This window comes from Aeromonas encheleia, from assembly GCF_900637545.1.
Taxonomy (GTDB): domain Bacteria; phylum Pseudomonadota; class Gammaproteobacteria; order Enterobacterales; family Aeromonadaceae; genus Aeromonas; species Aeromonas encheleia.
The window spans coordinates 3,593,584-3,615,077 of sequence record NZ_LR134376.1; the positions used below are offsets into that span (position 1 = coordinate 3,593,584).

General features: G+C 64.4%; 22 protein-coding genes, 3 tRNA genes and 1 pseudogene. 17 read left to right on the top strand and 9 right to left on the bottom strand.

Going from position 1 to position 21,494, the window contains the following annotated elements:
- Nucleotides 1–483: 483 nt before the first annotated feature.
- Together EL255_RS16550 and EL255_RS16555 are read left to right on the top strand one after the other, a co-directional pair.
- The gene (locus tag EL255_RS16550) at nt 484–1,887 is read left to right on the top strand and encodes an OprD family outer membrane porin (protein ID WP_042654159.1); all 1,404 of its coding nucleotides are present in this window, start codon (nt 484–486) and stop codon (nt 1,885–1,887) included.
- 115 nt (nt 1,888–2,002) lie between these two features.
- Nucleotides 2,003–2,833 carry an SDR family oxidoreductase gene (locus EL255_RS16555; protein WP_042654160.1) on the top strand — a complete coding sequence of 277 codons (831 nt, stop codon included), beginning with the start codon at nt 2,003–2,005 and terminating at the stop codon, nt 2,831–2,833.
- 86 nt (nt 2,834–2,919) lie between these two features.
- Here the strand turns inward: EL255_RS16555 and EL255_RS16560 are convergent, their stop codons facing one another.
- Nucleotides 2,920–3,252, bottom strand: coding sequence for a DUF1904 family protein (locus tag EL255_RS16560; protein ID WP_042654161.1), 333 nt, complete (start codon nt 3,250–3,252; stop codon nt 2,920–2,922).
- Between the two features lie 86 nt (nt 3,253–3,338).
- On the opposite strand from EL255_RS16560, the gene EL255_RS16565 reads away from it, so the two are divergent.
- The 4 genes and pseudogenes from EL255_RS16565 to EL255_RS16580 all read left to right on the top strand — a co-directional run bounded on the left by EL255_RS16565 (nt 3,339) and on the right by EL255_RS16580 (nt 6,947).
- Nucleotides 3,339–4,238 (top strand): TraB/GumN family protein, encoded by a 900-nt coding sequence (locus EL255_RS16565; protein WP_042654162.1) that lies wholly within the window; start codon nt 3,339–3,341, stop codon nt 4,236–4,238.
- 180 nt (nt 4,239–4,418) lie between these two features.
- Nucleotides 4,419–4,568: a DUF3149 domain-containing protein gene (locus tag EL255_RS16570; RefSeq protein WP_084228384.1), complete on the top strand. Its 150-nt coding sequence runs from the start codon at nt 4,419–4,421 to the stop codon at nt 4,566–4,568.
- 199 nt (nt 4,569–4,767) lie between these two features.
- Nucleotides 4,768–5,335, top strand: a pseudogene (gene smrA, locus EL255_RS16575) (DNA endonuclease SmrA).
- 133 nt (nt 5,336–5,468) lie between these two features.
- Nucleotides 5,469–6,947, top strand: a complete 1,479-nt coding sequence (locus EL255_RS16580) for a carboxypeptidase M32 (protein WP_042654163.1) — start codon at nt 5,469–5,471, stop codon at nt 6,945–6,947.
- Nucleotides 6,948–7,013: 66 nt separating this feature from the next.
- Here the strand turns inward: EL255_RS16580 and EL255_RS16585 are convergent, their stop codons facing one another.
- A complete protein-coding gene (locus EL255_RS16585) occupies nt 7,014–7,415 on the bottom strand; it encodes a VOC family protein (protein ID WP_042654164.1) in 402 nt (133 codons plus the stop codon).
- Nucleotides 7,416–7,614: 199 nt separating this feature from the next.
- Between EL255_RS16585 and EL255_RS16590 the strand changes: the two genes are divergently transcribed.
- From EL255_RS16590 to EL255_RS16605, 4 genes are all read left to right on the top strand, one after another.
- Nucleotides 7,615–9,156, top strand: a complete 1,542-nt coding sequence (locus tag EL255_RS16590; protein WP_042654165.1) for an AlkA N-terminal domain-containing protein — start codon at nt 7,615–7,617, stop codon at nt 9,154–9,156.
- Complete coding sequence (locus EL255_RS16595) at nt 9,153–9,629, top strand: methylated-DNA--[protein]-cysteine S-methyltransferase (RefSeq protein ID WP_042654166.1); 477 nt, start codon at nt 9,153–9,155, stop codon at nt 9,627–9,629. Before EL255_RS16590 ends, EL255_RS16595 begins: the two co-directional genes overlap by 4 nt.
- Nucleotides 9,630–9,988: 359 nt before the next feature.
- On the top strand, nt 9,989–10,363 hold the full coding sequence (locus EL255_RS16600) for a cupin domain-containing protein (protein WP_042654167.1): 375 nt from the start codon (nt 9,989–9,991) through the stop codon (nt 10,361–10,363).
- Between the two features lie 217 nt (nt 10,364–10,580).
- Nucleotides 10,581–11,003 carry a cupin domain-containing protein gene (locus tag EL255_RS16605; protein ID WP_042654168.1) on the top strand — a complete coding sequence of 141 codons (423 nt, stop codon included), beginning with the start codon at nt 10,581–10,583 and terminating at the stop codon, nt 11,001–11,003.
- Between the two features lie 99 nt (nt 11,004–11,102).
- Here the strand turns inward: EL255_RS16605 and EL255_RS16610 are convergent, their stop codons facing one another.
- The 6 genes from EL255_RS16610 to EL255_RS16645 form a co-directional block, all read right to left on the bottom strand.
- On the bottom strand, nt 11,103–11,774 hold the full coding sequence (locus EL255_RS16610) for a class I SAM-dependent methyltransferase (protein WP_042654169.1): 672 nt from the start codon (nt 11,772–11,774) through the stop codon (nt 11,103–11,105).
- Nucleotides 11,775–11,929: 155 nt separating this feature from the next.
- Entirely contained in the window at nt 11,930–12,175 is a 246-nt protein-coding gene (locus EL255_RS16615) for a DUF1272 domain-containing protein (RefSeq protein ID WP_042654170.1), read from the bottom strand.
- Nucleotides 12,176–12,215: 40 nt separating this feature from the next.
- Nucleotides 12,216–12,545, bottom strand: coding sequence for a DHCW motif cupin fold protein (locus tag EL255_RS16620; RefSeq protein ID WP_042654171.1), 330 nt, complete (start codon nt 12,543–12,545; stop codon nt 12,216–12,218).
- A 186-nt stretch (nt 12,546–12,731) separates the two neighbouring features.
- Nucleotides 12,732–14,579: a peptidase U32 family protein gene (locus EL255_RS16625; protein WP_042654172.1), complete on the bottom strand. Its 1,848-nt coding sequence runs from the start codon at nt 14,577–14,579 to the stop codon at nt 12,732–12,734.
- Between the two features lie 471 nt (nt 14,580–15,050).
- Complete coding sequence (locus EL255_RS16640; RefSeq protein ID WP_042654173.1) at nt 15,051–15,659, bottom strand: LysE family translocator; 609 nt, start codon at nt 15,657–15,659, stop codon at nt 15,051–15,053.
- 127 nt (nt 15,660–15,786) lie between these two features.
- A complete protein-coding gene (locus EL255_RS16645; RefSeq protein ID WP_042654174.1) occupies nt 15,787–16,767 on the bottom strand; it encodes a LysR family transcriptional regulator in 981 nt (326 codons plus the stop codon).
- Nucleotides 16,768–16,970: 203 nt separating this feature from the next.
- Between EL255_RS16645 and EL255_RS16650 the strand changes: the two genes are divergently transcribed.
- The 6 genes from EL255_RS16650 to EL255_RS16670 all read left to right on the top strand — a co-directional run bounded on the left by EL255_RS16650 (nt 16,971) and on the right by EL255_RS16670 (nt 19,096).
- Nucleotides 16,971–18,056 (top strand): ketoacyl-ACP synthase III, encoded by a 1,086-nt coding sequence (locus EL255_RS16650; protein WP_042654175.1) that lies wholly within the window; start codon nt 16,971–16,973, stop codon nt 18,054–18,056.
- 40 nt (nt 18,057–18,096) lie between these two features.
- Entirely contained in the window at nt 18,097–18,246 is a 150-nt protein-coding gene (locus EL255_RS21410) for a hypothetical protein (protein WP_157013112.1), read from the top strand.
- A 105-nt stretch (nt 18,247–18,351) separates the two neighbouring features.
- Nucleotides 18,352–18,436 (top strand) — tRNA-Tyr (locus EL255_RS16655).
- Nucleotides 18,437–18,468: 32 nt separating this feature from the next.
- Nucleotides 18,469–18,553: transfer RNA gene (locus EL255_RS16660), tRNA-Tyr, on the top strand.
- Nucleotides 18,554–18,600: 47 nt separating this feature from the next.
- Nucleotides 18,601–18,685 (top strand) — tRNA-Tyr (locus tag EL255_RS16665).
- Nucleotides 18,686–18,820: 135 nt separating this feature from the next.
- Entirely contained in the window at nt 18,821–19,096 is a 276-nt protein-coding gene (locus EL255_RS16670; protein WP_042654176.1) for a hypothetical protein, read from the top strand.
- Between the two features lie 18 nt (nt 19,097–19,114).
- Here the strand turns inward: EL255_RS16670 and EL255_RS16675 are convergent, their stop codons facing one another.
- Entirely contained in the window at nt 19,115–19,951 is an 837-nt protein-coding gene (locus EL255_RS16675) for a patatin-like phospholipase family protein (RefSeq protein ID WP_042654177.1), read from the bottom strand.
- Nucleotides 19,952–20,093: 142 nt separating this feature from the next.
- On the opposite strand from EL255_RS16675, the gene EL255_RS16680 reads away from it, so the two are divergent.
- Nucleotides 20,094–21,467, top strand: coding sequence for an endonuclease/exonuclease/phosphatase family protein (locus EL255_RS16680; protein WP_042654178.1), 1,374 nt, complete (start codon nt 20,094–20,096; stop codon nt 21,465–21,467).
- The last annotated feature ends 27 nt before the right edge of the window (nt 21,468–21,494 follow it).

A 21,494-nucleotide genomic window follows, 5' to 3' on the forward strand; every position in this document is an offset into this window, starting at 1 on the left:
TTCTCTCGCCCCCGACGTTCGGCATATCTTTTTTTGTGACACAAAATTATCTGTTACCACCAGGTTAACAAAGAAAGTTCTGCCTTCAGCGCGAGATCCGAGCACGACAACGGGGAATCCCGCGTGATAACGCTGTCATCGCCGCCATGAGAGGGCTGGGAGTGCCCACACCAAGAATCATGATTATTTGCACTCGGTCATATTTTTGAAACTTCGGGGGAACTTTACATTGATATTTCGCACCGCGAACGTACTCTTGGTGGTGTCCGATCGCCAAGGGTCGGTACTCAAAAAATAAAGACTGTAAAGAACAGACTGCCCTTCACCGAGAGGCGCCAAGGCACCCGGGAATGGCGGCACACATAGACAAGTATTTCTTTTTTGCCCTACGGGGTTTTGATTGCAATGCCATTACCGAGCGGCGGGCCTTTGCCTGACTGCCGGACAAAAAAGCTAAGTCCATAAAATCAGGAGCAATACAAAATGGAAAAAGTGATCTTCAAGCGCGCCGCGTTGAGTGCCGCTGTGGTTACGGCGCTGCTCGCCCCCGGAATGGCATTGGCCGCCCAGGACATGATGAGCCCGGAATACGGCAAATCCTACGAGGCCTTCCTCGATGAAGGCAAGCTGACCGGCGGCCTGTTCTACTTCCAGCGTGAGCGTGACCGCGTACAAGCCGGTCCCGGTCAGGATGGCAAGTACCACTCCAACCTGAGCCATGCCACCACCCAAGCCGCCCTGAACTACAACTCCGGTTATGCCTGGGACATGGTGGGTCTGGATGTGGGCGGTTTCGGTGCCTATGACCTGGCCGTTGACGAGAGCAACCCGGTCAACGAAGAGAACGAATTCTCCTTCTGGGGCGACCAGTGGGGTTCAGGTGGTGACGGTGTTCCCGAGAATGGCTTCAGCCTCTCCACCGCCGCCCTGAAACTCAAGTTCATGGATGGCGCCGTGACGGCCAAAGGCGGTTACACCCAGCTGTATGTGCCGGGTGTGATCGGCGTCAACTGGTCCTATCAACCCGGTACCTACCGTGGTGGCCAGATCGAGGGTAACTTCGGCAAGCTCTACCTGACCTACGCCATCGCCGACGAATACAAGGCGCCCTGGTTCAAGAACACCGCCGGCTTCTCCAAGAGCAACCCCTATGCCAGCGATCCCTTCTCCGATGAGAACCAGATCGACTACATCCACGGTCTGGCGGCCCGCTACACCTTCGACAATGGCACCGCCGTCACCGGCTCCTTCGGTCAGGCCGAAGGCTACATGGACAGCTACCACTTCAAGCTGGCCCACAAGTTTGACGTACTGGGTGGCCTGAACACCAGCTACCAGTTCTACGGTTCCGACACCGAGAACGAAGACTATGACGGCCTGGCCTGGCAACAAGCCATGACCGCCAGCTGGGGCGCCGGTCCTTACTCCTTCCGCCTGGAAGGGCTGTACACCAAGGCCGAAGGGGATCTGGGCAACTACCTGCCCCGTCTGACCCGCGGCTACGGCAACTCCCAGGGTGCGAACGAGATCTGGTGGGATTCCCGCTCAGATTGGAACCATAACGAAGAGAAGGCCGTGTTCTTCGGCACCAGCCGCACGCTGGATGATCTGGTCGGTGCTCCAGGCTGGGCCGCCGGTGTCTCCGGTGCCTACGGTTGGGATGCCAACAACGGCGATGGTACCCTCGAGCCGGGCAAAGAGTGGGCCTTCAACTTCGACGTCATGTACACGGTGCAGGATGGCAAGCTGAAGGGCACGCTGTTCAAGCTGCACTACACCGATTACAACAACGAACAGGACGACAAGGGCAGCTGGTACTACCCGAACATGTTCAGCTCCGAGCATGACGTCAAGTTCCACATCATCATGCCGTTCACCATCCTGTAATCAGGACGATGTTCTGCCAGCAAACCGGGCCACATGGCCCGGTTTTGTTTTTGGTGGCGCTCAGGCTACCATGCCCGCTTCGGCCATCTGCTGGCCGCCAATCAGGATGACCCCAATGCCCCACCCCTTCGTGCTTATCACCGGCTGCTCCAGCGGCATCGGCCTCGCCGCCGCCAAGGCGCTCGGTGCCCACGGCTTCACCGTGATCGCCTCCGCCCGCAAGGCCGAGGATGTGGCACAGCTGCGGCAGCAGGGCCTGCTGGCGGTGCAGCTGGATCTGGCGGACACCGCCAGCATAGAGCGGGGGGCGGCAGAGGCACTGGCACTGGCCGGGGGTCGCCTGTACGGGCTGTTCAACAACGGCGCCTACGGCCAGCCCGGCGCGCTGGAAGACCTGCCCACCGAGGCGCTGCGCGCCCAGTTCGACACCAACCTGTTTGGCTGGCACCATCTCATTCGTCAGGTGCTGCCGGCCATGCTGGCCGTTGGTGAGGGACGCATAGTGCAGAACAGCTCGGTACTCGGCCTGGTGGCCATGAAGTATCGCGGCGCCTACAACGCCAGCAAGTTCGCGCTGGAAGGCTACACCGACACCCTGCGCCTAGAACTCGAGGGCAGCGGCGTGCACATCAGCCTGATCGAGCCAGGCCCCATCGACACCCGTTTTCGGGCCAATGCCCGCGACGCCTTCGTGCGCCACATAGACCCGGCCCAGAGCCGCCATCAGGGCGCCTATCGCCAGACCCTGACCCGGCTGGAGAAGGAGGGGGCCACCAGCGGCTTCACCCTGTCGAGCGAGGCCTGCATACCACCGCTGCTGCATGCGCTGCAGAACAAGCGCCCGAAGCATCGCTACCCTGTCACCCTGCCGACCAAGCTGTTTACTGTGCTGCGCCGCCTGCTGCCGAGCCGCTGGCTTGACCGGATCCTCGGCAAGTCGGTGTGATCCCGTGAGCGGCCATGGGCATCCAGCAAGCCGGGCCGCGTCGCGGCCCCGAAGCGCCGAAGCGCCGACCTGGTTTACCCTCTTCCTCAATAGTGCTGGCCATCGCTGTAGTAGTGGCTCTTGACGATCGGCAGCACCTGCACCACCACATAGGTCTGCTCCCCCAGCACCGCCTTCAGATGGCGGGTGATGAGCGCCGCGGCGGCATCCTGCAGCTCCTGCGGGCGCTCGAACCAGACCAGCTCCACGAACGGAGAACCCACCTCGCGCTCGCCGTCGCGTACCCGGATGCTGTCGACGCACTCCAGGGTGACAAACTCCGGCTTGCCGCCGGTCAGGGCGCAGAGATCCGCCAGCAAGGGGCGGCTTATCTGCTGCAGGGTGTCGACAGAAACTGCCCGAAAACGAAGGTGGGGCATGGGAAACCTCTTGGCTGTGACAAATGAGGACTTATCATAGGGCTTATTGCTTTGAAGAGAAGCCATCCCCTCACATAAGGTGTCCCATGAGATTTCATCGTACGCTGTTCTCCTTCCTGCTGTGCCTGCTGCTGCCGCTGCAAGCCTTCGCGGATCCGGCCTTCTATCGCATCAGCAAGGGCAACGAGCAGCACTGGTTGCTGGGCTCCATTCATGCGGGCAAGCCCTCGCTCTACCCCCTGCCCGAGCCCGTCGAGCGGGCCTGGCAGCAGAGCCGCGCCCTGGTGATGGAGGTCAACATGACCAACATCAGCCAGGAGCAGTGGCAGGAGATGGGCTCCATCACCCGACTGGTGGACGGCAAGACGCTCAAGGATCATGTGCCGCCCGAGCTGTATAGACGCACCCTGATCGCCGCCGGCCAGAACGGGCTGACCGAGACCATGCTGGCACCGCTGCGACCCTGGTTTGCGGCCATCACCCTGACCCAGGCGGCGCTGGAGCGCACCGGCTATCGCGGTGAATTCGGGGTGGATCAGCACTTCGCCAAGCGGGCGAGCGAGAGCGGCAAGCCCATCGTCGGCTTCGAGACGCTGCTCGAGCAGCTCGGCTACCTCGCCAGCGTCGGCGACAATCAGACCCTGATGTTGGAGAGCACCCTGGATGAGTTGCCCGAGCTCAAGAGCGGCTTCGATGCGGTGATGACGGCATGGCAGAGCGGCGATCAAGCCACCCTGATCAACCTGTTGAAAGAGGAGATGGCGCCCCCCAAGCTGCAGGCCTGGCTGGAGCAGACCCTGCTGGCGGAGCGCAACCGCAACTGGCTGGCCAAGTGGTCCACCCTGCCGAACGAGAGCTTCATCGTGGTAGGGGCGCTGCATCTTTACGGCGAGCAGGGCCTGCTCGCGCTGCTGGAGCAGCAGGGCTGGCGCATCACGGCGCTCACCGAGCCGGGCAGGGTTGCGACCGCGCCGGCGGCCCAGTGATCCTGGCGGCATGACTGCCACGGGGGCTGGACTCAGCACGGCTGCGGCCGCAACTGCGAGGCCGCTCACAGAACCTGTCGGCGGTTAAATAACCAGCAAGGGACTTGATCGAGATCATCTCCTCCCTCCCAAAGAGGTATCTATCATGCCTGTCATCGAAGGATGACAGGAGTGAACGAGATGGAGTTTTGGCTCAACCTGATGTTTGGCAACAGCGTGGGACTGATGTCCATGCTGGTGATTATCGGCACCTTCCTGCTGATCAGCGCCTACGCGGCCTACTTCATCTACAAGGTGATGCACGCCAAGCCGCCCACCGAGGAACAATAAACCGGCAGGCGAAACGGATCCGCCGCTTGCGGGCAAGCCATGCCAAACGAGGTGCCGGCCCGCCATACGAGGTGATGCGCACAAAGCCCCGCCCACCGAGGCGCAATGATCCCAGCGAGCCCGTCTCGCCCGGCCCGCCATTCTAAGCACGATCAAGGCTCGCTATAATGCGCCCTCATTCTCATGCGGAGGGCCTGCCGTGTCCCATGACGACGAACGCTCACTGCTCCTGCAGGAAGTGGCCGACGTGCGGCCACTGTGTAGCGACCACCTCAGGCCCCCAGCGGGCAACCCCACCCCGACCGAGGCACAGCTCGCGCGCCGCCAGGCCGCCAGCGCCGAGCGGCTCACTCTGGATAGCCTCGGCATGGAGGCTGTCCCCATGCTCGATCCCCACGACCTCATCGGCTTCAAGCGCGACGGGGTGCAGGAGGGCGTCTACAAGAAGCTGCGACTCGGCAAATACGAGCTGCAAGGCTGCCTGAATCTGCACCAGAAGACGCTGAGCGAGGCGCGCCAGGCACTGGTGCAGTTCCTCCTGGATTGCGAGCTGCGCGACATCCGCTGCCTGCTGATCCTGCACGGCAAGGGGGAGCGCAGCAGCCCGCGCCCATGTCAGCGCCTGGCTGCCGCAACTGCCGGCGGTGATGGCCATCCACAGCGCCGAGTGCCGTCACGGCGGCAGCGGCGCGCTCTACGTCCTGCTCAGAAAGAGCGAGCGCAAGCAGGCACAGAACCGCGAACGTCACCAGCAGCGCCTCGGCTAGCCAGCACCTGTCATCTGGTCAGGCATCCTCGGCCAGGGTGGTAAAACGCGCGATGGCAGTGTTAGCATCGAACGGCCCCGATCATGCCAGGTACGGGGTGCATACTCTCAGGGACGATAACAAGGACAATTCCATGTCATACCAAAAGCTTGAACAACATCAGCAACAGCTGCATCGGCTCTCCCATCTCAGCGCCATCTGCGGCTGGGATCGGGCCGCCATGATGCCGGAAGGCGGCAACGAGGCGCGCGCCGAGGCCATGGCCGAGCTCGGTGTGCTGATCCACCAGAAACGCACCGCCCCCGAACTCGGCGACTGGATAGCGCGGGCCGAGAGCGAGCCGCTTGACGCCACCCAGCAGGCGAACCTGCGGGAGATCAAGCGCCACTGGCAGGATGCGAGCCTGCTACCGAGTGACCTGGTCGAGGCTTTGTCGCTCGCCGGCAGCAAGTGCGAGCACGCCTGGCGCAGCCAGCGCAAGCACAACGACTGGGCCGGCTTCGCCCCGAATCTCGAGGAGGTGGTGAAGCTGTCGCGGGAGGTGGCACGCCTTCGCGCCGCGGCGCTCGGGGTGCGCCCCTACGACGCCATGCTGGCGCTGTACGAGCCCGGTATGACGAGCGAGCGGCTGGATCAGATCTTCGGCGATCTCACCGGCTGGCTGCCCAGCCTGATCCAACAGGTGAGCGAGCAACAGAAGCGTGACACCTTGCTGATCCCGCAGGGCCCCTTCCCCGTCGCCACCCAGCAGGCGCTCGGCCAGCAGGTGATGGGGCTGCTCGGCTTTGACTTCGCGCACGGCCGGCTCGACGTCAGCAGCCACCCGTTCTGCGGCGGCGTGCCGACGGATGTGCGCATCACCACGCGCTACAACGAGCAGGAGTTCGTCTCCAGCCTGATGGGCATAGTGCACGAGACGGGCCACGCGCGTTACGAGCAGGGCCTGCCGCGCAACCTGCTCGGCCAGCCGGTCGCCGAGGCGCGCTCCATGGGCATTCACGAGAGCCAGAGCCTGTTCTGCGAGATGCAGCTCGGCCACCATCCCGCGTTCCTGGCGCTGCTGGCGCCGCACATCCGTCAGCACTTCGGCGAGCAGCCGGCGTTGGCACCGGCGAACCTGGCGCGGCTGTACAACCGCGTCGAGCCGGGTCTTATCCGCGTCGATGCGGACGAGGTGACCTACCCGGCGCACGTGATCCTGCGCTACGAGCTGGAGCGCGGCCTCATCGAGGGGCGCATCGAGGTCGCGGACATCCCCGAGCTGTGGGATGCGAAGATGCAGCAGTGGCTCGGCCTGTCCACCAAGGGCAACTACCAGAACGGCTGCATGCAGGACATCCACTGGACGGACGGCTCGTTCGGCTACTTCCCGAGCTACACGCTCGGCGCCATGTATGCGGCGCAGCAGCGCTTCGCACTCGAGAGAGATCTGGGTGACATGGGCGAGCTGATCGCGGCGGGCCGGCTGCCGGAGATCTTCGGCTGGCTCGGCCGCCACATCTGGTCCCAGGGCAGCCAGCACAATACGGATGAGCTGGTGCGCCGCGCGACCGGCACGGCGCTGGATCCGCAGTGGCTGCGCAAGCACCTGGAGCAGCGTTATCTGAAGTAACGGCCAGCAAGCCGCAGGACGAAACGGGGCAGCCAAGGCTGCCCCGTTTCTATTGGTTGTCGCCCGTCACAGCGGATCGGGGGCGGTGAGCGACTCGCGCAGCTGCAGGATGTTGCCCTCGGGATCAAACGCATTGCGCAGCACGAAGCCCGGCGCCGACCACTGTTGCGGCAGCAGACCGCCTCCGAGATCCGCGGCCTTCGCCTCGGCCCAGGCGAGGCTCGACACCGTGAAGAACGGCTTGATGGCGCCCTCCTCCCGCAGCCGCGGCGGCACCGCGATCTGGATGCCGCTGGCGATGGCGTCAGGAATCGCGTGCAGCAACAGCTGGATGTCGCGATTCTCCAGCACCACGAAACCTTCATCCTGGCTGAGGATCTCCATCTGCAGCAGGGTGCGGTAGAAGTGGGTCAGCCGTCCGAGATCCTTGGCGTAGATCAGGGCACCGGCGCGGGCGGGTCCTGGCATGGGGTCATCCTTCTTGAGGGGGTCTGCAGCAGATTCGCATATTTGGCCGCCTGACTCGACCGTTTTCACCTCACCGTCTGCGCTCTCCCGCCCGCAGATCCCGATGAAATTTTATTTTAATCCCTGTCCGTTTCTGGCTAGTCAGGCCGCCCCCTCCCCCTTACTCTCGAAACATGTATCCAGTGCCGAGCCCCATGCCATGAACCCGTTGCCACCGACCGAGCCCCATCAGGACGAGATCATCCCCGGCCTCACCCGCGAGCAGTGCCACGCCGCCCGGCTCGCCCGGGATGCGCGCTTCGACGGCCGCTTCTTCACCGGCGTGCTGTCCACCGGCATCTATTGCCGGCCTATCTGCCCGGCTCGGGCGCCGCACGAGCACAACGTGCAGTACTTCCGCTTCGCGGCGGCGGCGGAGCAACACGGGCTGCGCCCCTGCCTGCGCTGCCGGCCCGAGTTAGCGCCGTCGCAGGGTGGGGATCTGCCGCCGCTGCTCGCGCGCATGTTGAGCCGCATCGAACGCGGTGAGCTCGGCGAGCATTCGCTCGGCGAACTCGCGGCGCAGGCCGGCATCACCGAGCGCACGCTGCGGCGCCAGTTCGAGCAACACCTCGGCGCGTCGCCAAAGCAGGTGGAGCAGACGCGCCGCCTGCTGCTCGCGAAGCGGCTGTTGACGGAGACCGCGCTGCCGATCACCGACATCGCGTTTGCGGCGGGCTTCGCGAGCATCCGACGCTTCAACGATGCGTGGCAACAGGCCTATGGCCTGGCACCCCGCGCATTGCGCCAACATGAAGGTGCCTTGCGCCAGCGCGAGGGGACGGCGGCTGACGATATGGCGACGGACACGCCGCCGGCGAGCCTCACATTGCAACTGCCGTATCGCCCGCCGTTCGATGTGCAGGCCATGCTCGCGTTCTATCGGCTGCGCGCGATTCCGGGGCTGGAGCGCGTCGAGGGCGATGCGTATGAGCGTCGTCACCGGATCGGCGAGCGGGAGGGGTGGATCCGCATCGAGCCGGGTAAGGGCCACAGCCTGCGGCTGACGCTGCGAGACCTGCCGCCGAGCGCGCTGCCGGATCTGCTGTATCGCGTGCGGCGCATGTGGGATCTCGACGCTGACATGGTGCGCATAGGCGCAAGACTCGCAGAAGATCCGCTGCTCGCACTGCTGCAAGGGCGCTGGCCCGGCGTGCGGCTGCCGGGGGGCTGGGACGAATACGAGGTGATGCTGCGCGCCATCGTCGGTCAGCAGGTGTCGGTCAAGGGCGCCATCACCATCATGGGGCGGCTGGTGGCGCGCACCGAGGCGCAATTTGGCGTGACCGCGCTGCCGACTCCGGCGCAACTGTGCGCGCTCACGCTGGACGGCATCGGCATGCCGGGCAGCCGCATCCGCACGCTGCAGGCGCTGGCCGCCGCGCTCGCGAGCGGGGAGATCACCCTCGCCACCGCGAGCGACGAGGCACTGCTCGCGCTGCCGGGCATAGGCCCCTGGACGGTTTCGTACTGGCGGCTGCGCACCGGGCAGGATCCGGACGCCTTCCCCGCCGCCGATCTCGTGCTGCAGAAGGCGCTCGGGGGCGGCACCAAATTACCGGTCAGGGAGGTCATGGCGCGCAGCGCGTGCTGGCAGCCCTGGCGCGCCTACGCCGCGAGCTGGTTGTGGCACGCCATGAGCGAGCAGCCCGCGCTGCTCGGCACACCGGACAATGAACAACCTGAGGAGATGACATCATGATCTGTTACGATTTGCTGGATACCGCCTGCGGCCAGCTGCTGGTCGCCATCGACGAGCACGGCCTGCGCCACGTGGACTTCGTGGACGGCCTGCGCACGCTGCCGGATCAAGCCGGCTGGCGGCGAGACAGCGAGGCGCTGGCGCCTTATCTTGCACAGTTCAGGGCCTACTTCGCCGGCGAGCTGCAACGCTTCACGCTGCCGCTCGCGGCCCAGGGCACGGCGTTTCAGCGCAGCGTGTGGCAGACGCTGTGCGACATCCCCTATGGCGAAACGCGCAGCTACGGCGAGATAGCGCACGCCATCGGCAAGCCGAGTGCGAGCCGCGCCGTCGGCGCCGCGAACGGCCGCAACCCGCTATCGATCATCGTGCCCTGCCATCGCGTGATCGGCCAGAACGGCAGCCTGACCGGCTATGCGGGGGGCCTGCCCATCAAGCAGGCGCTGCTGCGCCTCGAGGGGATCCCGATCTGATCCTCGGGCTTTCTCCGCCACTCTCAGGGGCCATCCGGCCCCTGGCCGTTTGCCCATCCAGCATGTACAGCCCAACGACAGGCCGCCCGCCCCCACGAGACAAGGCATTGAAGGCCAAGGAGTTATGCCGAGGCCGCGGGCAAAGGGGTAAAAAACCAGGTGCCGGAAGCGCCGCGCAGGGGGTGAATACTTGGCCGCGGCGGGCATCAAAGCGCTGCGCCGACGCGAGTTTGGGCGAATACTTCGAATACCGGAATGACGCTGCGCGTTGCCAACTTGTTGACTGTCGAGATCACGGCGTGTTCCTGGTGATCCGGTCGCGGCCATCGGCTGCGATCCGTTTGAAACGAGGAGGAAACATGTCCACTCCAGTCACCGTCACTCAATTCCAGGTGAGGTCCCACGGCACCCCCGACGAGGTGCGCTCACCCGACAAGACCCGGGTCGAGGTCGTTAAACTCGATGGCTACACCATAGGGCGGTTCAACTTTGCCCCCGGTTGGCGCTGGTCCGAATGCATCAAACCCGTCGTCAAGACGGACCAATGCCAGCTCTCGCACGTGGGTTACGCCGTCTCGGGATCGATCTCGGTCCGCCTGACGGACGGCACCCTCAAGACCATCAGCGCCGGCGAGTCCTACACCATTCCGCCGGGGCACGACGCCTGGGTCGAGGGGGAAGAACCCTTCGTTGGCATCGAGGTGCTCAGCGCCGATCAGTACGCCAAGCCATAGTGTGTCGTCAGCAACTCACCCAGGTTGCGACCGAACCCACCGGTGGGCACTCGCCCACCGGCACAGACAGACCCGCCGCGCCATCTTGTCCATCCCGTCACAGCCCCCTTCACCCCCCCTTTCACCGTGCCCCCAGACTCTATGATTGAGAGGCGGGGTCGAGGGATCGCCTCGCCACGCATCGAACAGACTTTTCTACTGACAAAGGAGAGAGCAGATGAAATTCATGCATGCAGTCGTCCTCTCGCTATCGGCACTGCTGCTGGTCGGCGCCCCCGTCTGGGCCGCCGGCGAGTCGACCGTGGTGATGAGCAAGGCCGATCTCAAGTGGAAGGACATGGGCAACGGCATCGCCGCCGCCCCGGTGTCGGGTGACATGACGAAGGGGGAGAGCCGGTTCTTCCTGAAATATCCGGTGGGGCTGGTGACGCCGAATCATCATCATGATGCGGATCACTATGTGACGCTGGTGTCGGGCGCCATCACCCTGACGGTGGCGGGCAAGGAGTACCAGCTCGGTCCCGGCGCCTATTTTGCCCTGACCGACAAGGTTCCCCATGTCGCCAAGGTGGAAGGCAGCGAGGAGGCGGTGTTCTTTATCCAGGCGGATGGCCCCTGGAACGTGGTGATGGAAAAATAAGCGTGTGACCTGAGCGGGCGCCCTCTGCGACGCCGCTCAGGAGACGACAGGGCGTGCCCCTCAGACAGGGGCCGCCCCGACTGCCGACCAGATTGCCCCTTAGAGTGGCATCCGCTCGGCCAGCCAGCCGTGAAAGCCGAGCGCCTGAAAGTAACGCCGCCCCGCCGTAAACCCCGCCTCCCGCAGCAACCCCTGGGTTTGCGCCTCATCCAGCGGGATAAAATCGTCCGCGAGACGCAACACCATCTGCTCGCTGGCCGCGGCCGGCAAGCCGGCGAGGCGCGCCTGCAGCCCCATGACGGCCCGCTCGGACGGGTCTTGCGCCGCCATCAGATCCGCCAGCAGCAGCGGCGCCCCGGGTGTGAGCTGACGGGCGATGGCGGCCAGCAACCCGGCCTTGGCGCCGTGCGCCAGGAAGTGCAGCACCAGCAGACAGAGCGCGCCATCACACCCCAGCCCAACGGCCGGCAGCTCCCCCTGCCACCACTGCACCCTGGCGCCCATGCCCGCCTGCTCGGCGCGCCATCTGGCCTGGGCCAGCATGTCCGCCGAGATATCTTGGGCGACAAACTGCCAGTGAGGGCAGAGCCGACCCAGGAGCAGCAGCTCGCTGCCTGTGCCCACCCCCACCAGCAGCACCCTGCCTCCGGGGCCCAGCCTCGTCATCAGCTGGGCCGCGCTGAGCCGATGCAGCAGCTCATAACCGGGCACCAGCAGGGGGATGCGCCCGTCATATTCCAGCGCCCCCGCCCCTTCGAATCGCTCCGCCATCTCGCACTCTCCTCTGGTCGAGGATCCTTGATAGAGGCTACCGCCGGGAGAAGGTAAAGCACCATGATGGGCCGGCGCCTCAGACCATGGCCGCAGCGCACTTGAGGATTGAGAAATGGCGGCCCAGTAGCCGCGGTGTTATCGGGCTTTGTTGCTCAGGGCCGGTTTCTCAGCGCCGGATTGAACACCCGCTTGAGGGAGGCAGGGTTGTTCGCCAGTTTCGCCGCGGGGCGACGGGGGCGTCTTACCAGCTCGCCGCCGCAGTTGGGGCAGAGATGATGCAGATGGTGCTCGCAGCAATCGGCGCAGAAGGTGCACTCGAAGGAGCAGATATAGGCCTCCTCGCTGCCGGCGGGCAGATCCTTGTCACAGCATTCACAGTTGGGTCTGAGTTCAAGCATGGTGGTTGGCCTCAGTGGCAAGCGGCAGAAGGTGAAGGGCTCAGTCGACTATAAACAGCCTGGCGCCCTGCTCGGTGAAGGATCTATGAGGCTCGGCGTCGTCGGCCACCTGATAGCTCATGCCCGCCGTCAGGGTGAAGACGCGGCCATCCTGCAACTCGGTGTGCAGTTCCCCCTCGATGCACAGCAGCACATGGCCCTTGCTGCACCAGTGATCCGCCAGATAGCCGGCGGAATACTCCACCATCCGCACCCGCAGTTCGCCAAAGCGCTGGGTATGCCAGCGAGCGACGCCGGTTTCCCCCCGATGCTCGGTCGGCGCTATCTCGGCCCAGCGGGTCGTGCAAAACGGCAGGTTCTTGATTTCCATCACAACTCCCTTTGTCGGAAAAATCGGCGTCGCCACGGCGCGACTTGATTGCCCGTCGAGGGCTATCCGTCATCCCACCGCTAGGTCAGAGTGCCAGGATCAAGCGGGCCGCCCCTCTGGAGCCTCCCTTATACTGCCATCGAATCCGGCCCCGTGACACGCCCCGTCTGGCCCCAGCATAGGCCATTAGCGCTTGAGGCTGCCCATCACCTGCATCTCGCAGCGGTGGCAGTCGAAGCGCAGGCGGAACAGGTCCTTGCCCATCTTCAGCTCGAGCGGTTCGGGTTTGAGACCCGGCACCTGCTTGTGACAGAGGTTCTGGCTGTAACGGATGCAGTGCTTGGTGATCATCAGCACCACCTCGCCCTCCTCCTTGTTCGCCTCATAGGCGGGGGCGATGCGCCCCACCCCGTGCTCGCGGAAGAACTGCTCGGCGGCGCCGTTGAGCACGTTGCCAAGGTAGGAGAGCCGGTGCTGGGGATAGGTGGCGTCGCGCAGAGGGATGAGCCGCTCGGGTCGCCGGTAGGCGGCCAGACGGGCCGCCTCTAGAGCGGCTATGCCGTCCCGCCGCAGACCGTTGAGCATGGACGCCGCAATAAACAGCGACGAAGTGAATACCAACTCGATCTGGCGCGCCACAAACAGGGTGTTGCCGAGTTTGCCAAGCTGATCCCGCGCCTGCTGCAACGCCCGCGCCGGGTTGTCGGCCGGCTGTTTGTCACAGGCGAGGGTCACGCAGGCGCTTATGCCCTGCTCGTCCGCGAGATCCAGCCGCAAGCCTTGCTCGCACTCGGATAGCCGCAGATCGACCCGGATGCGGCGCTCGGCACTCGCGGTCGAGAGCAGCTTGCTGAACGCGCTGTCGTGGTTGCGGTAGATGGTGGTGCCCAGCTTGAGCCCGGACACCGGCTCGGAGAGCAGTAACTGCTTACCTTCTACCTTGTTCAACCGCATCCCCACCAGCTCGTCGTTCGGCTTGAAGAAGCCGAGGCCGTCGCCGTTATTCAGCGTCACCTGATGCCCATCTATCTCTATCCCCTCCCGGCTGATCTTGCTGACCCGACCGAGGGGTTCCCCCAGGTATTTCGGGCTCCTGGGGGAGCCGATATCGGCCTTGCGCTCGTGCAGGAAGTAGTCCGTCGAACCGCGATTGAAGCTCTTCTTCGGATCCGGCACGAAGCTGTAGCTGCAACGCCCGGCGGAGGCGGCCACCAGATCCGGGCGTTTATCCAGGATGGCGTCGAGCCGCTGGCGATACCAGGCGGTGACGTTCTTCACGTAATCCAGCCCCTTGAGCCGCCCCTCGATCTTGAAGGAGCGGATACCCGCCTCGATCAGCGCCTCCAGGTTCGTGCTCTGATCCATGTCTTTGAGGGAGAGCAGGTGACTGTCCGCCACCAGCACCTCCCCATCCGGCTTCTGCAGCGAGCAGGGCAGCCGGCAGAGTTGGGCGCACTCGCCGCGGTTCGCGCTGCGGCCGGTGCGGGCATAGCTGATGTTGCACTGGCCGCTGTAGGAGACGCAGAGCGCGCCGTGGATGAAGAACTCCAGCTGCACATTGGTCTGGGCGCTGATGGCGCGGATCTGCTCGAGGGACAACTCGCGGGCCAGCACCACCTGGGAGAAGCCCACATCCTGCAGGAACTTCACCTTCTCCGGCGTGCGGTTGTCGGTCTGGGTGCTGGCATGCAGCGCTATGGGGGGGAGGTCGAGCGCCAGCAGGCCCATGTCCTGCACGATCAGCGCGTCGGCGCCGGCCTCATAAATCTGGTGGGCGAGGCGTTGGGCCTGCTCCAGCTCGTGGTCGTGCAGCAGGGTGTTGAAGGCGATAAACAGCTGGGCACCGAAGCGGTGGGCATGGCGCGCCAGCGCCTCTATATCCTCGAGGGTGTTGCCCGCGGCGCTACGGGCGCCGAACGCGGGGCCGCCCATGTAGACGGCATCGGCGCCATGGTTGATAGCCTCGATGCCGTAGGCGAGGTTCTTGGCCGGAGCCAGCAGCTCGAGGCGGTTAGTCTGGGTATGATCCTGCATGGGTCTGGTCTGAAGGCGGACGAGAAATGCCCGTCACTCTAGCGAGACCGGGCGCCCCCCGCCTTGATCCCGCTTAAGATCACCGCAGAATGCAGGATTGGACAGGCCGACATCCCGAAACGGGAGATGCGGCTCTCGCCGGGCCGAGAAAGCCTATGTGGTCACCCCTCATCCCCAACCCTTCTCCCACAAGGGGAGAAGGGAGCAGAGAGATTGTGCTGGTAACACTGGCACCAAACACTGGTCTAGATCACCACCTTCAGCGCCAGCCCCAGCAGCACCAGGCCGCTGACTTTGTCGATGACGGAGGTCTTCGCCTTGAGCCAGGCCAGCCATGGATGTCCGCGGGAGAGCAGCATCAAAGCACCACCTTCAGCGCCAGTCCCAGCAGCACCAAGCCGCTGACTTTATCGATGACGGAGGACTTTGCCTTGAGCCAGGCCAGCCATGGATGTCCGCGGGAGAGCAGCATCAAAGCACCACCTTCAGCGCCAGTCCCAGCAGCACCAAGCCGCTGACTTTATCGATGACGGAGGACTTTGCCTTGAGCCAGGCCAGCACGGGGCCGCGAGACAGCACCAGGGCCACCAGCACGTACCAGATAGCATCGATGCCACCGGCGGTCAGCATCATGATGCCGCCCTCGCGCCAGCCGGTGTCGGCGTGGACGAACTGGCTGAACAGGGCGATGAAGAAGATGGCGAGCTGGGGGTTCAGGAAGGCCACCATGAAGCCCTCGAACGCGCCCTGCCGACCGCGCAGCGCATGCACCGCCTCCTCGGTCGCGCCGCTCGCGGGTTTCGCCAGCAGCGCCTTGATACCGAGCCAGGCGAGGAAGGCCGCGCCGCCGTAACGAATGAGATCGAACAGCAGCGGGGTCTGGGTGATCAGCAAGGAGAGACCCAGGGCGGTGACCAGTGCATAGATGCCGACCCCCAGGCCATGGCCGAGCGCGGTCGCCACCCCGTGGCCCTGCCCGCCCTGCACCGTATTACGGATGATCAGCGCCAGACTCGGCCCAGGGCTGATGGCCCCCATCACACAGATTGCCGCCAGCGCCAGCCAGCTCGTGAATTCCATAACTGCCTCTATCTCGAATGAAAATGAATACCGGCAGTCAGGTTAAGCGGGTGCGCCGCCATGCCAGAAGTGAAAGTTATGAATAGAGCCCATAGCCAATGGCTATGGGTCAGCACGACTCACTACCTCAGGATCTGCCGAGCGGTTTGCGGCTCTCGTCCAGTTGTTTTCGGCTCTCGGCTAGTTGTTTTCGGCTCTCGCCGAGGGTCCGCTGCAGATGTTCTCGCAGGAAGGGATAGGCCAGCTCCCTGAACCACTGGTGGGCCGGATCCTGATGATGGCGCTGGTGCCACAGCAGATGATACTGCTGGGTGCGGGTGGCGAAGGGCAGATCGCAGAAGCTCAGGCCGTGCTCCTGCGACAGCTGCCAGGCGATGTGGGCCGGGGTGGTCATCAGGCAATCGGTGCGCAGCAGCACCTCGACCGCCGCCTGGAAGAAGGGCACCCGGGCGAACCAGCGCCGGGAGAGGCCCTGGGGCATCAGCACCTGCTCCACCGGGCTGTCCTTGTCACCGCCGCCGCTCACCTGCAGATGGGGCCAGGCGAGGTAGTCCTCCAGGGTCGGCGCCATGCCGGACAGCGGATGGTGGCGCCCCATCAGCATCACCAGCCGGTCTTCCCCCTGATGCAGGCCGCGGATCTGATCCGGCACCAGCTCCGTGATGGTGGAGACCAGATCCAGCTCGGACTGCCACAGCTGCGGCAGCTGGCGCTTGTCCCACAGGCTGTATTCGAGCGCCGCCAGCGGCGCCGCCCTCGCCAGCGCCGCGCAGATGTCGGGCAGGATGTGCTGGGCCACATAGTCGGAGGAGGCGAGCCGGAACACCCGCTCGCAGCGGGCGGGCTCGAAGCCGGGCGCCTCGTAGAGCCGTGCCAGGGCCCCGAGCGGATCGGCCAGCGCCGCCGCCAGACTCTCGGCCCGCGGGGTCAACAGCCAGCGTTGCCCCTCCCGCACCAGCAGCTCGTCGCCAAACTCGCCGCGCAGCTGATTGAGCTGCTTGCTGATGGAGGGTTGACTGAGGTGCAGCAGCTCGGCCGCCCGGCTGATGTTGCGGGTCTCCAGCAAGACCTTGAGGGTTGGCAACAGGTTGAGATTCGCTTTGTGCACTCAGATCATCCTTGGGAGAAACCAGCCCCTATCTTAGGGCAAGGCGGGGCGCTATTTTAAGCAAAATCACCGACTTGTTCGTCCCCCACCCCGCCTTCTGCCATTTGCCAAAACAGGGCCGCGAGATGACACCGGAAAACCGGTACGGCATAATTGCGCGAGTTTCCGCCCGCGGGCGATCCACAACAAGAAGCGATAACAAGATGAAATACGCCAATATCACCGGCTGGGGCAAATGCCTGCCCCCCGCAGTGCTGACCAACGATGCGCTCAGCACCATCATGGAAACATCGGATGAATGGATCTATCCGCGTACCGGCATCAAGGCACGCCGGGTCTCCCACGTCAGCAACACCGAACTCGCCACCCTGGCCGGCCGCCGTGCCCTGGCCTGCGCCGGTCTCGAGGCCGCGGCGCTGGATGGCATCATCCTGGCCACCGCCACCCCGGGCACCCTGATCCCGAATTGTGCCTCAGCGGTGCAGCAGGCCCTCGGCGCCCACAAGGCGGCGGTGTTCGACCTCAATGCCGCCTGTACCGGCTTCGTCTATGCGCTCTCCGTGGCCACCTCCCTGGTCCAGACCGGCATGATGCAGAAGGTGCTGGTGATAGGCGCCGAGCGTCTCACCCAGTTGCTGGACTGGGCCAAGCGCGACACCGCAGTGCTGTTTGGTGACGGCGCCGGCGCCGTGGTGATCGAGGCGAGCGACAACCAGTCCGGCCTCATCGCCAACAAGCTCGGCTGCGACAGCGAGGCGCGCGAGATCCTGCACGTGCCGAACTTTGGCACCGATCGGGTACGCTTCGCCGACATCGACGGCCTCTTCACCTTCAACTTCGAGGGGCAGGAGATCTTCAAGCGGGCCGTGCGCGGCATGGGCGAGGCCACCGGCGCCGTGCTGGCCCAGGCCGGCATCACCCCCGAGCAGGTCGATCTCATAGTGCCGCACCAGGCCAACATGCGCATCATCGAGACCCTGGCCAAGCGCATGAATGCGCCCATGGACAAGGTGATGGTCAACATAGAGCACTACGGCAACACCTCGGCCGCCACCGTGCCCATCGCCCTGTGCGAGGCGCTGGAGCAGGGTCGGGTCAAGCCGAACTCCTATCTGCTCAGCGCCGCCTTCGGGGCCGGCCTGACCTGGGGCGCCGCCCTTATCAAGTGGGGCGACAGGGTCACCCCGCTTGGCCACTGCGATGTCGAGCTGCCGCCCTGCGAGCAGAGCGCGCTGGAGCTGATCGCCCACGCCGTCGCGGGCTGCCAGCAGGCCAACACCGAGGCCTGAGCCAGGCCGCCAAGCGCATGAATAGGCAAGGCACAGCGGCATGAACAAGAAAGAGGAGCCAGCGCTGGCTCCTCTTTCTTATCTCCATCTTTATCTCCGCCCCTCTTCCCTGCCGCCAATCACCCCGTCCACATCCGCGCCCGGCGGCTGCGCACCGCCCCTGAAAGTCATTGAAAAGCGTGAATTTTGAGCTGAACAAATCAAAAAATAACCAAACGATATTTTTTTGTCGTCAGAATGGGCCTGAGGGGTTCACAACCTTACCGGATCTGGTAGTATGCGGCCTCGCACTTGGGGAGGGGTTCCCGAGCGGCCAAAGGGATCAGACTGTAAATCTGACGGCTCTGCCTTCGAAGGTTCGAATCCTTCTCCCTCCACCATTCAAGTGCGAAAAATCAGGAAAATACCCCGTGGAGGGGTTCCCGAGCGGCCAAAGGGATCAGACTGTAAATCTGACGGCTCTGCCTTCGAAGGTTCGAATCCTTCTCCCTCCACCATCTTCCTGAGCTGTATGAGTTAGGCCTGTAAAAAATAGTACCCCTGTGGAGGGGTTCCCGAGCGGCCAAAGGGATCAGACTGTAAATCTGACGGCTCTGCCTTCGAAGGTTCGAATCCTTCTCCCTCCACCATTCTTCAGAAAACCCGGCCCAGCGCCGGGTTTTCGCTTTTATGGCTAGATGCCATTTGGCACTGTCAGATCTGACAATTGCCCTCCCCCGCTTTTTTCGAAACAGTGGACTCCTCACCGTCAGGAGCCGCCTCGCATGTTTGCAATCTGGGATGAAACCGGTCAGGAGCAGGGCTTGAGCCTGCCCCAACTGCAGCAACGGCTGCACAACTATCAGGGCGACGTCATGGTGCGTTATCTCAATCGCCTCGGCCTGTCGACGACCCTGTTCCTGACCGTCCGTCAGGGCCGCGCCTACCAGCGCTTCAAGGCCGGCACACCGCCGCTGGACTGGGCCTGGCTGGACCAGGCCATTCAGCACGTGCCCCTGCTCGATGGCCGCCTTCCGCAGTCGCACCACGCCCTTCGTTAAGCCGCTCGCCGCCGGGCACTAATCCGTGCCCAGGTAGGCCTGCGCCGCCTGCCAGCCCATCTGATAGCCCTGCTCCAGCTTGTCCGGATCCGTGGTCATGCGACCGACCCTGAAGCCCGCGGGCGGATGAATGAGCCGGATGCGGCAATCCGCCGGCGGATTGCGGATGAAGTCGATGGCGTCGTTGTAGCTGTGATGGCGGGCCAGGCTGGCGCGGGCCAGCGCCGGGGTCTGCCGCAGCAGGTAACGGTGCAGGGCGGGCAGACGCGGCGCCCGCTTGCGATAGCCGAGCGGGCGGGAGAGCACCACTGTGATGTCCCGCGCCCCCTGCTCATAGGCGTGGCGCACCGGGATGGAGTCCGCCACCCCGCCGTCGGTCATCGCCTCACCCCCGAGCCGCACGAAGTCGCGATAGGCGAGCGGCACCGAGCAGGAGGCCTTGATCTGCTGCTCCAGCTCCTCCGCCGTCGCCTTGAGATAGGCGGCCTGCCCGTCCGAGACCCGGGTGGTTACCACCGTCAGCGGCACAGGGTTCGCGGCAAACCGCGCCAGATCGAGCCGGCACTCGCGGATGGTGATCTCCCACAGCCAGTCGAGATCCAGCCAGTGACCGCCGCGCATGAACTTCGCCAGGCTGATGAACTCGGGGCGACAGGAGTAATCCGTGATGACGCTGTGGTTGCGCCCCTGCTGGCCGGCCAGGAAGGCCGCCAGGTTGACCGCTCCCGCCGAGACCCCGATGCAGTGATCGAACGCCGTCACTCCCCTGGCCATGAAGGCATCCAGCACCCCGGCGGCAAAGATGCCGCGCATGGCGCCCCCCTCGACCACCAGGGCCGTTTGCCGCCGACTCATCTCGTTTCCCCTCTGTTCTGCTCTGTGAATGGACTCACACTTTGGCTCATCCGGCGCCCTACCCAAGGGCGGGATCCCTATAATGGCCACGCCTCACTTGACCCTACAGAGGCATAACATATTGATGCTACGGAATATTACAATGAAAAATATCAACAAGTCCCTGATCGCCGCTGCCATTTCCCTCGGAATGCTGGCAGGCTGTGACAGCAACAATGACTCCAAGGCCCCCGATCCCATGGTTCGCTTCGCTACCTTCAACCTCTCGTTCGATCGCACCGCCCCCGGCATGTTGAGCGGCGAACTGGCCCTGGACCGCGCCGCCCAGGACGCCCTGCTGGCCCGCTATCAGGACGGTGACACCAGCCTCGGCAAGGCCGAGATCACCCAGGCCAAAGACGTGCAGCAGATCCGCAATATCGCCGAGATCATCCAGCGCACCCGCCCGGACGTCTTCCTGCTGAACGAATTCGACAACGACGGCAAGGGCGAGAGCACCGCCGATCTGAAGGCGTTCAACGACAACTACCTGGCCCATGCCCAGCACGGCGAGGTGCAGGCCATCAGCTACCCGGTGATGCAGAATTTCGCCACCAACACCGGCCTGATGAGCGGTCATGACCTCAATCTGGACGGCAAGCGCAACAGCGGGCCGGATGACGCCTGGGGCTTTGGCAACTACCACGGCCAGTACGCCTTCGCCCTGATGTCGAAATATCCCATCGATACCAAAGGGATCCGCACCTTCCAGCAGTTCAAGTGGAAGGACATGCCCGGCGAGCAGAACCCCATCATCGACGACTGCAACAACCCCAAGGCCCCGATCCCGGCCGGTCGCCAGTGCGGCGATGCCTGGTATGACGCCGCGGCCTGGGAGCAGTTCCCGCTCTCCTCCAAGAATCACGCGGACGTGCCGGTGCGCATCAAGCAGGGCAACAAGGAGGTGGTGGTCCACTTCCTCCTCTCCCACCCGACCCCGCCCATCTTCGGCAACGCGGCGCGCCACAACGTCAAGCACAACAGAGCCGAGGTCGCCTTCTGGCAGGACTATGTGGAGGCCGCCAGCTACATGGTGGACGACGCGGGCAAGGCCGGCGGCCTGCCACAGGGCGCCAGGTTCGTCATCGCCGGGGATCTCAACGCCGATCCCCAGCTCGGTGACGGGGATCTCAGTGCCATCCAGGACCTGCATAACCATGCGCTGGTCAACCAGGCGGTCACCAACGGCGCCCTGATCCCGGTCAGCCAGGGTGGCCCCGAGTGCCTCGCCAGCCAGCCGGATCAGTGCAAGCGCAACAACGGCCGCACCACCCCGGAGCGCATCACCAGCAGCAGCGGCCTGCAGCTCGATCACCTGATCCCCTCCGCCAACCTCAACGCGGTCGCCTCCGGCGTGTTCTGGCCCGCCAGCTTCGAGCCGGGCTACCACCTGGTGTATGACGCCAAGCTCGGCATCGCCAAGGGAGTGAGCTCGGATCACCGCCTGGTGTGGGTGGACGTCGAACTGAACCCCTAATACGCGGGATCACCGCAAAATAAAGCG

Bases quoted from the DNA above. Each gene is read 5' to 3' on its own strand.
- EL255_RS16570 (WP_084228384.1), top strand. From the start codon at position 4,419: ATGGAGTTTTGGCTCAACCTGATGTTTGGCAACAGCGTGGGACTGATG.
- EL255_RS16555 (WP_042654160.1), top strand. From the start codon at position 2,003: ATGCCCCACCCCTTCGTGCTTATCACCGGCTGCTCCAGCGGCATCGGC.
- EL255_RS16615 (WP_042654170.1), bottom strand. From the start codon at position 12,175: ATGCTTGAACTCAGACCCAACTGTGAATGCTGTGACAAGGATCTGCCC.
- EL255_RS16565 (WP_042654162.1), top strand. From the start codon at position 3,339: ATGAGATTTCATCGTACGCTGTTCTCCTTCCTGCTGTGCCTGCTGCTG.
- EL255_RS16590 (WP_042654165.1), top strand. From the start codon at position 7,615: ATGAACCCGTTGCCACCGACCGAGCCCCATCAGGACGAGATCATCCCC.
- EL255_RS16595 (WP_042654166.1), top strand. From the start codon at position 9,153: ATGATCTGTTACGATTTGCTGGATACCGCCTGCGGCCAGCTGCTGGTC.
- EL255_RS16650 (WP_042654175.1), top strand. From the start codon at position 16,971: ATGAAATACGCCAATATCACCGGCTGGGGCAAATGCCTGCCCCCCGCA.
- EL255_RS16610 (WP_042654169.1), bottom strand. From the start codon at position 11,774: ATGGCGGAGCGATTCGAAGGGGCGGGGGCGCTGGAATATGACGGGCGC.
- EL255_RS16585 (WP_042654164.1), bottom strand. From the start codon at position 7,415: ATGCCAGGACCCGCCCGCGCCGGTGCCCTGATCTACGCCAAGGATCTC.
- EL255_RS16605 (WP_042654168.1), top strand. From the start codon at position 10,581: ATGAAATTCATGCATGCAGTCGTCCTCTCGCTATCGGCACTGCTGCTG.
- EL255_RS16670 (WP_042654176.1), top strand. From the start codon at position 18,821: ATGTTTGCAATCTGGGATGAAACCGGTCAGGAGCAGGGCTTGAGCCTG.
- EL255_RS21410 (WP_157013112.1), top strand. From the start codon at position 18,097: ATGAACAAGAAAGAGGAGCCAGCGCTGGCTCCTCTTTCTTATCTCCAT.
- EL255_RS16625 (WP_042654172.1), bottom strand. From the start codon at position 14,579: ATGCAGGATCATACCCAGACTAACCGCCTCGAGCTGCTGGCTCCGGCC.
- EL255_RS16580 (WP_042654163.1), top strand. From the start codon at position 5,469: ATGTCATACCAAAAGCTTGAACAACATCAGCAACAGCTGCATCGGCTC.
- EL255_RS16675 (WP_042654177.1), bottom strand. From the start codon at position 19,951: ATGAGTCGGCGGCAAACGGCCCTGGTGGTCGAGGGGGGCGCCATGCGC.
- EL255_RS16620 (WP_042654171.1), bottom strand. From the start codon at position 12,545: ATGGAAATCAAGAACCTGCCGTTTTGCACGACCCGCTGGGCCGAGATA.
- EL255_RS16600 (WP_042654167.1), top strand. From the start codon at position 9,989: ATGTCCACTCCAGTCACCGTCACTCAATTCCAGGTGAGGTCCCACGGC.
- EL255_RS16550 (WP_042654159.1), top strand. From the start codon at position 484: ATGGAAAAAGTGATCTTCAAGCGCGCCGCGTTGAGTGCCGCTGTGGTT.
- EL255_RS16640 (WP_042654173.1), bottom strand. From the start codon at position 15,659: ATGGAATTCACGAGCTGGCTGGCGCTGGCGGCAATCTGTGTGATGGGG.
- EL255_RS16560 (WP_042654161.1), bottom strand. From the start codon at position 3,252: ATGCCCCACCTTCGTTTTCGGGCAGTTTCTGTCGACACCCTGCAGCAG.
- EL255_RS16680 (WP_042654178.1), top strand. From the start codon at position 20,094: ATGAAAAATATCAACAAGTCCCTGATCGCCGCTGCCATTTCCCTCGGA.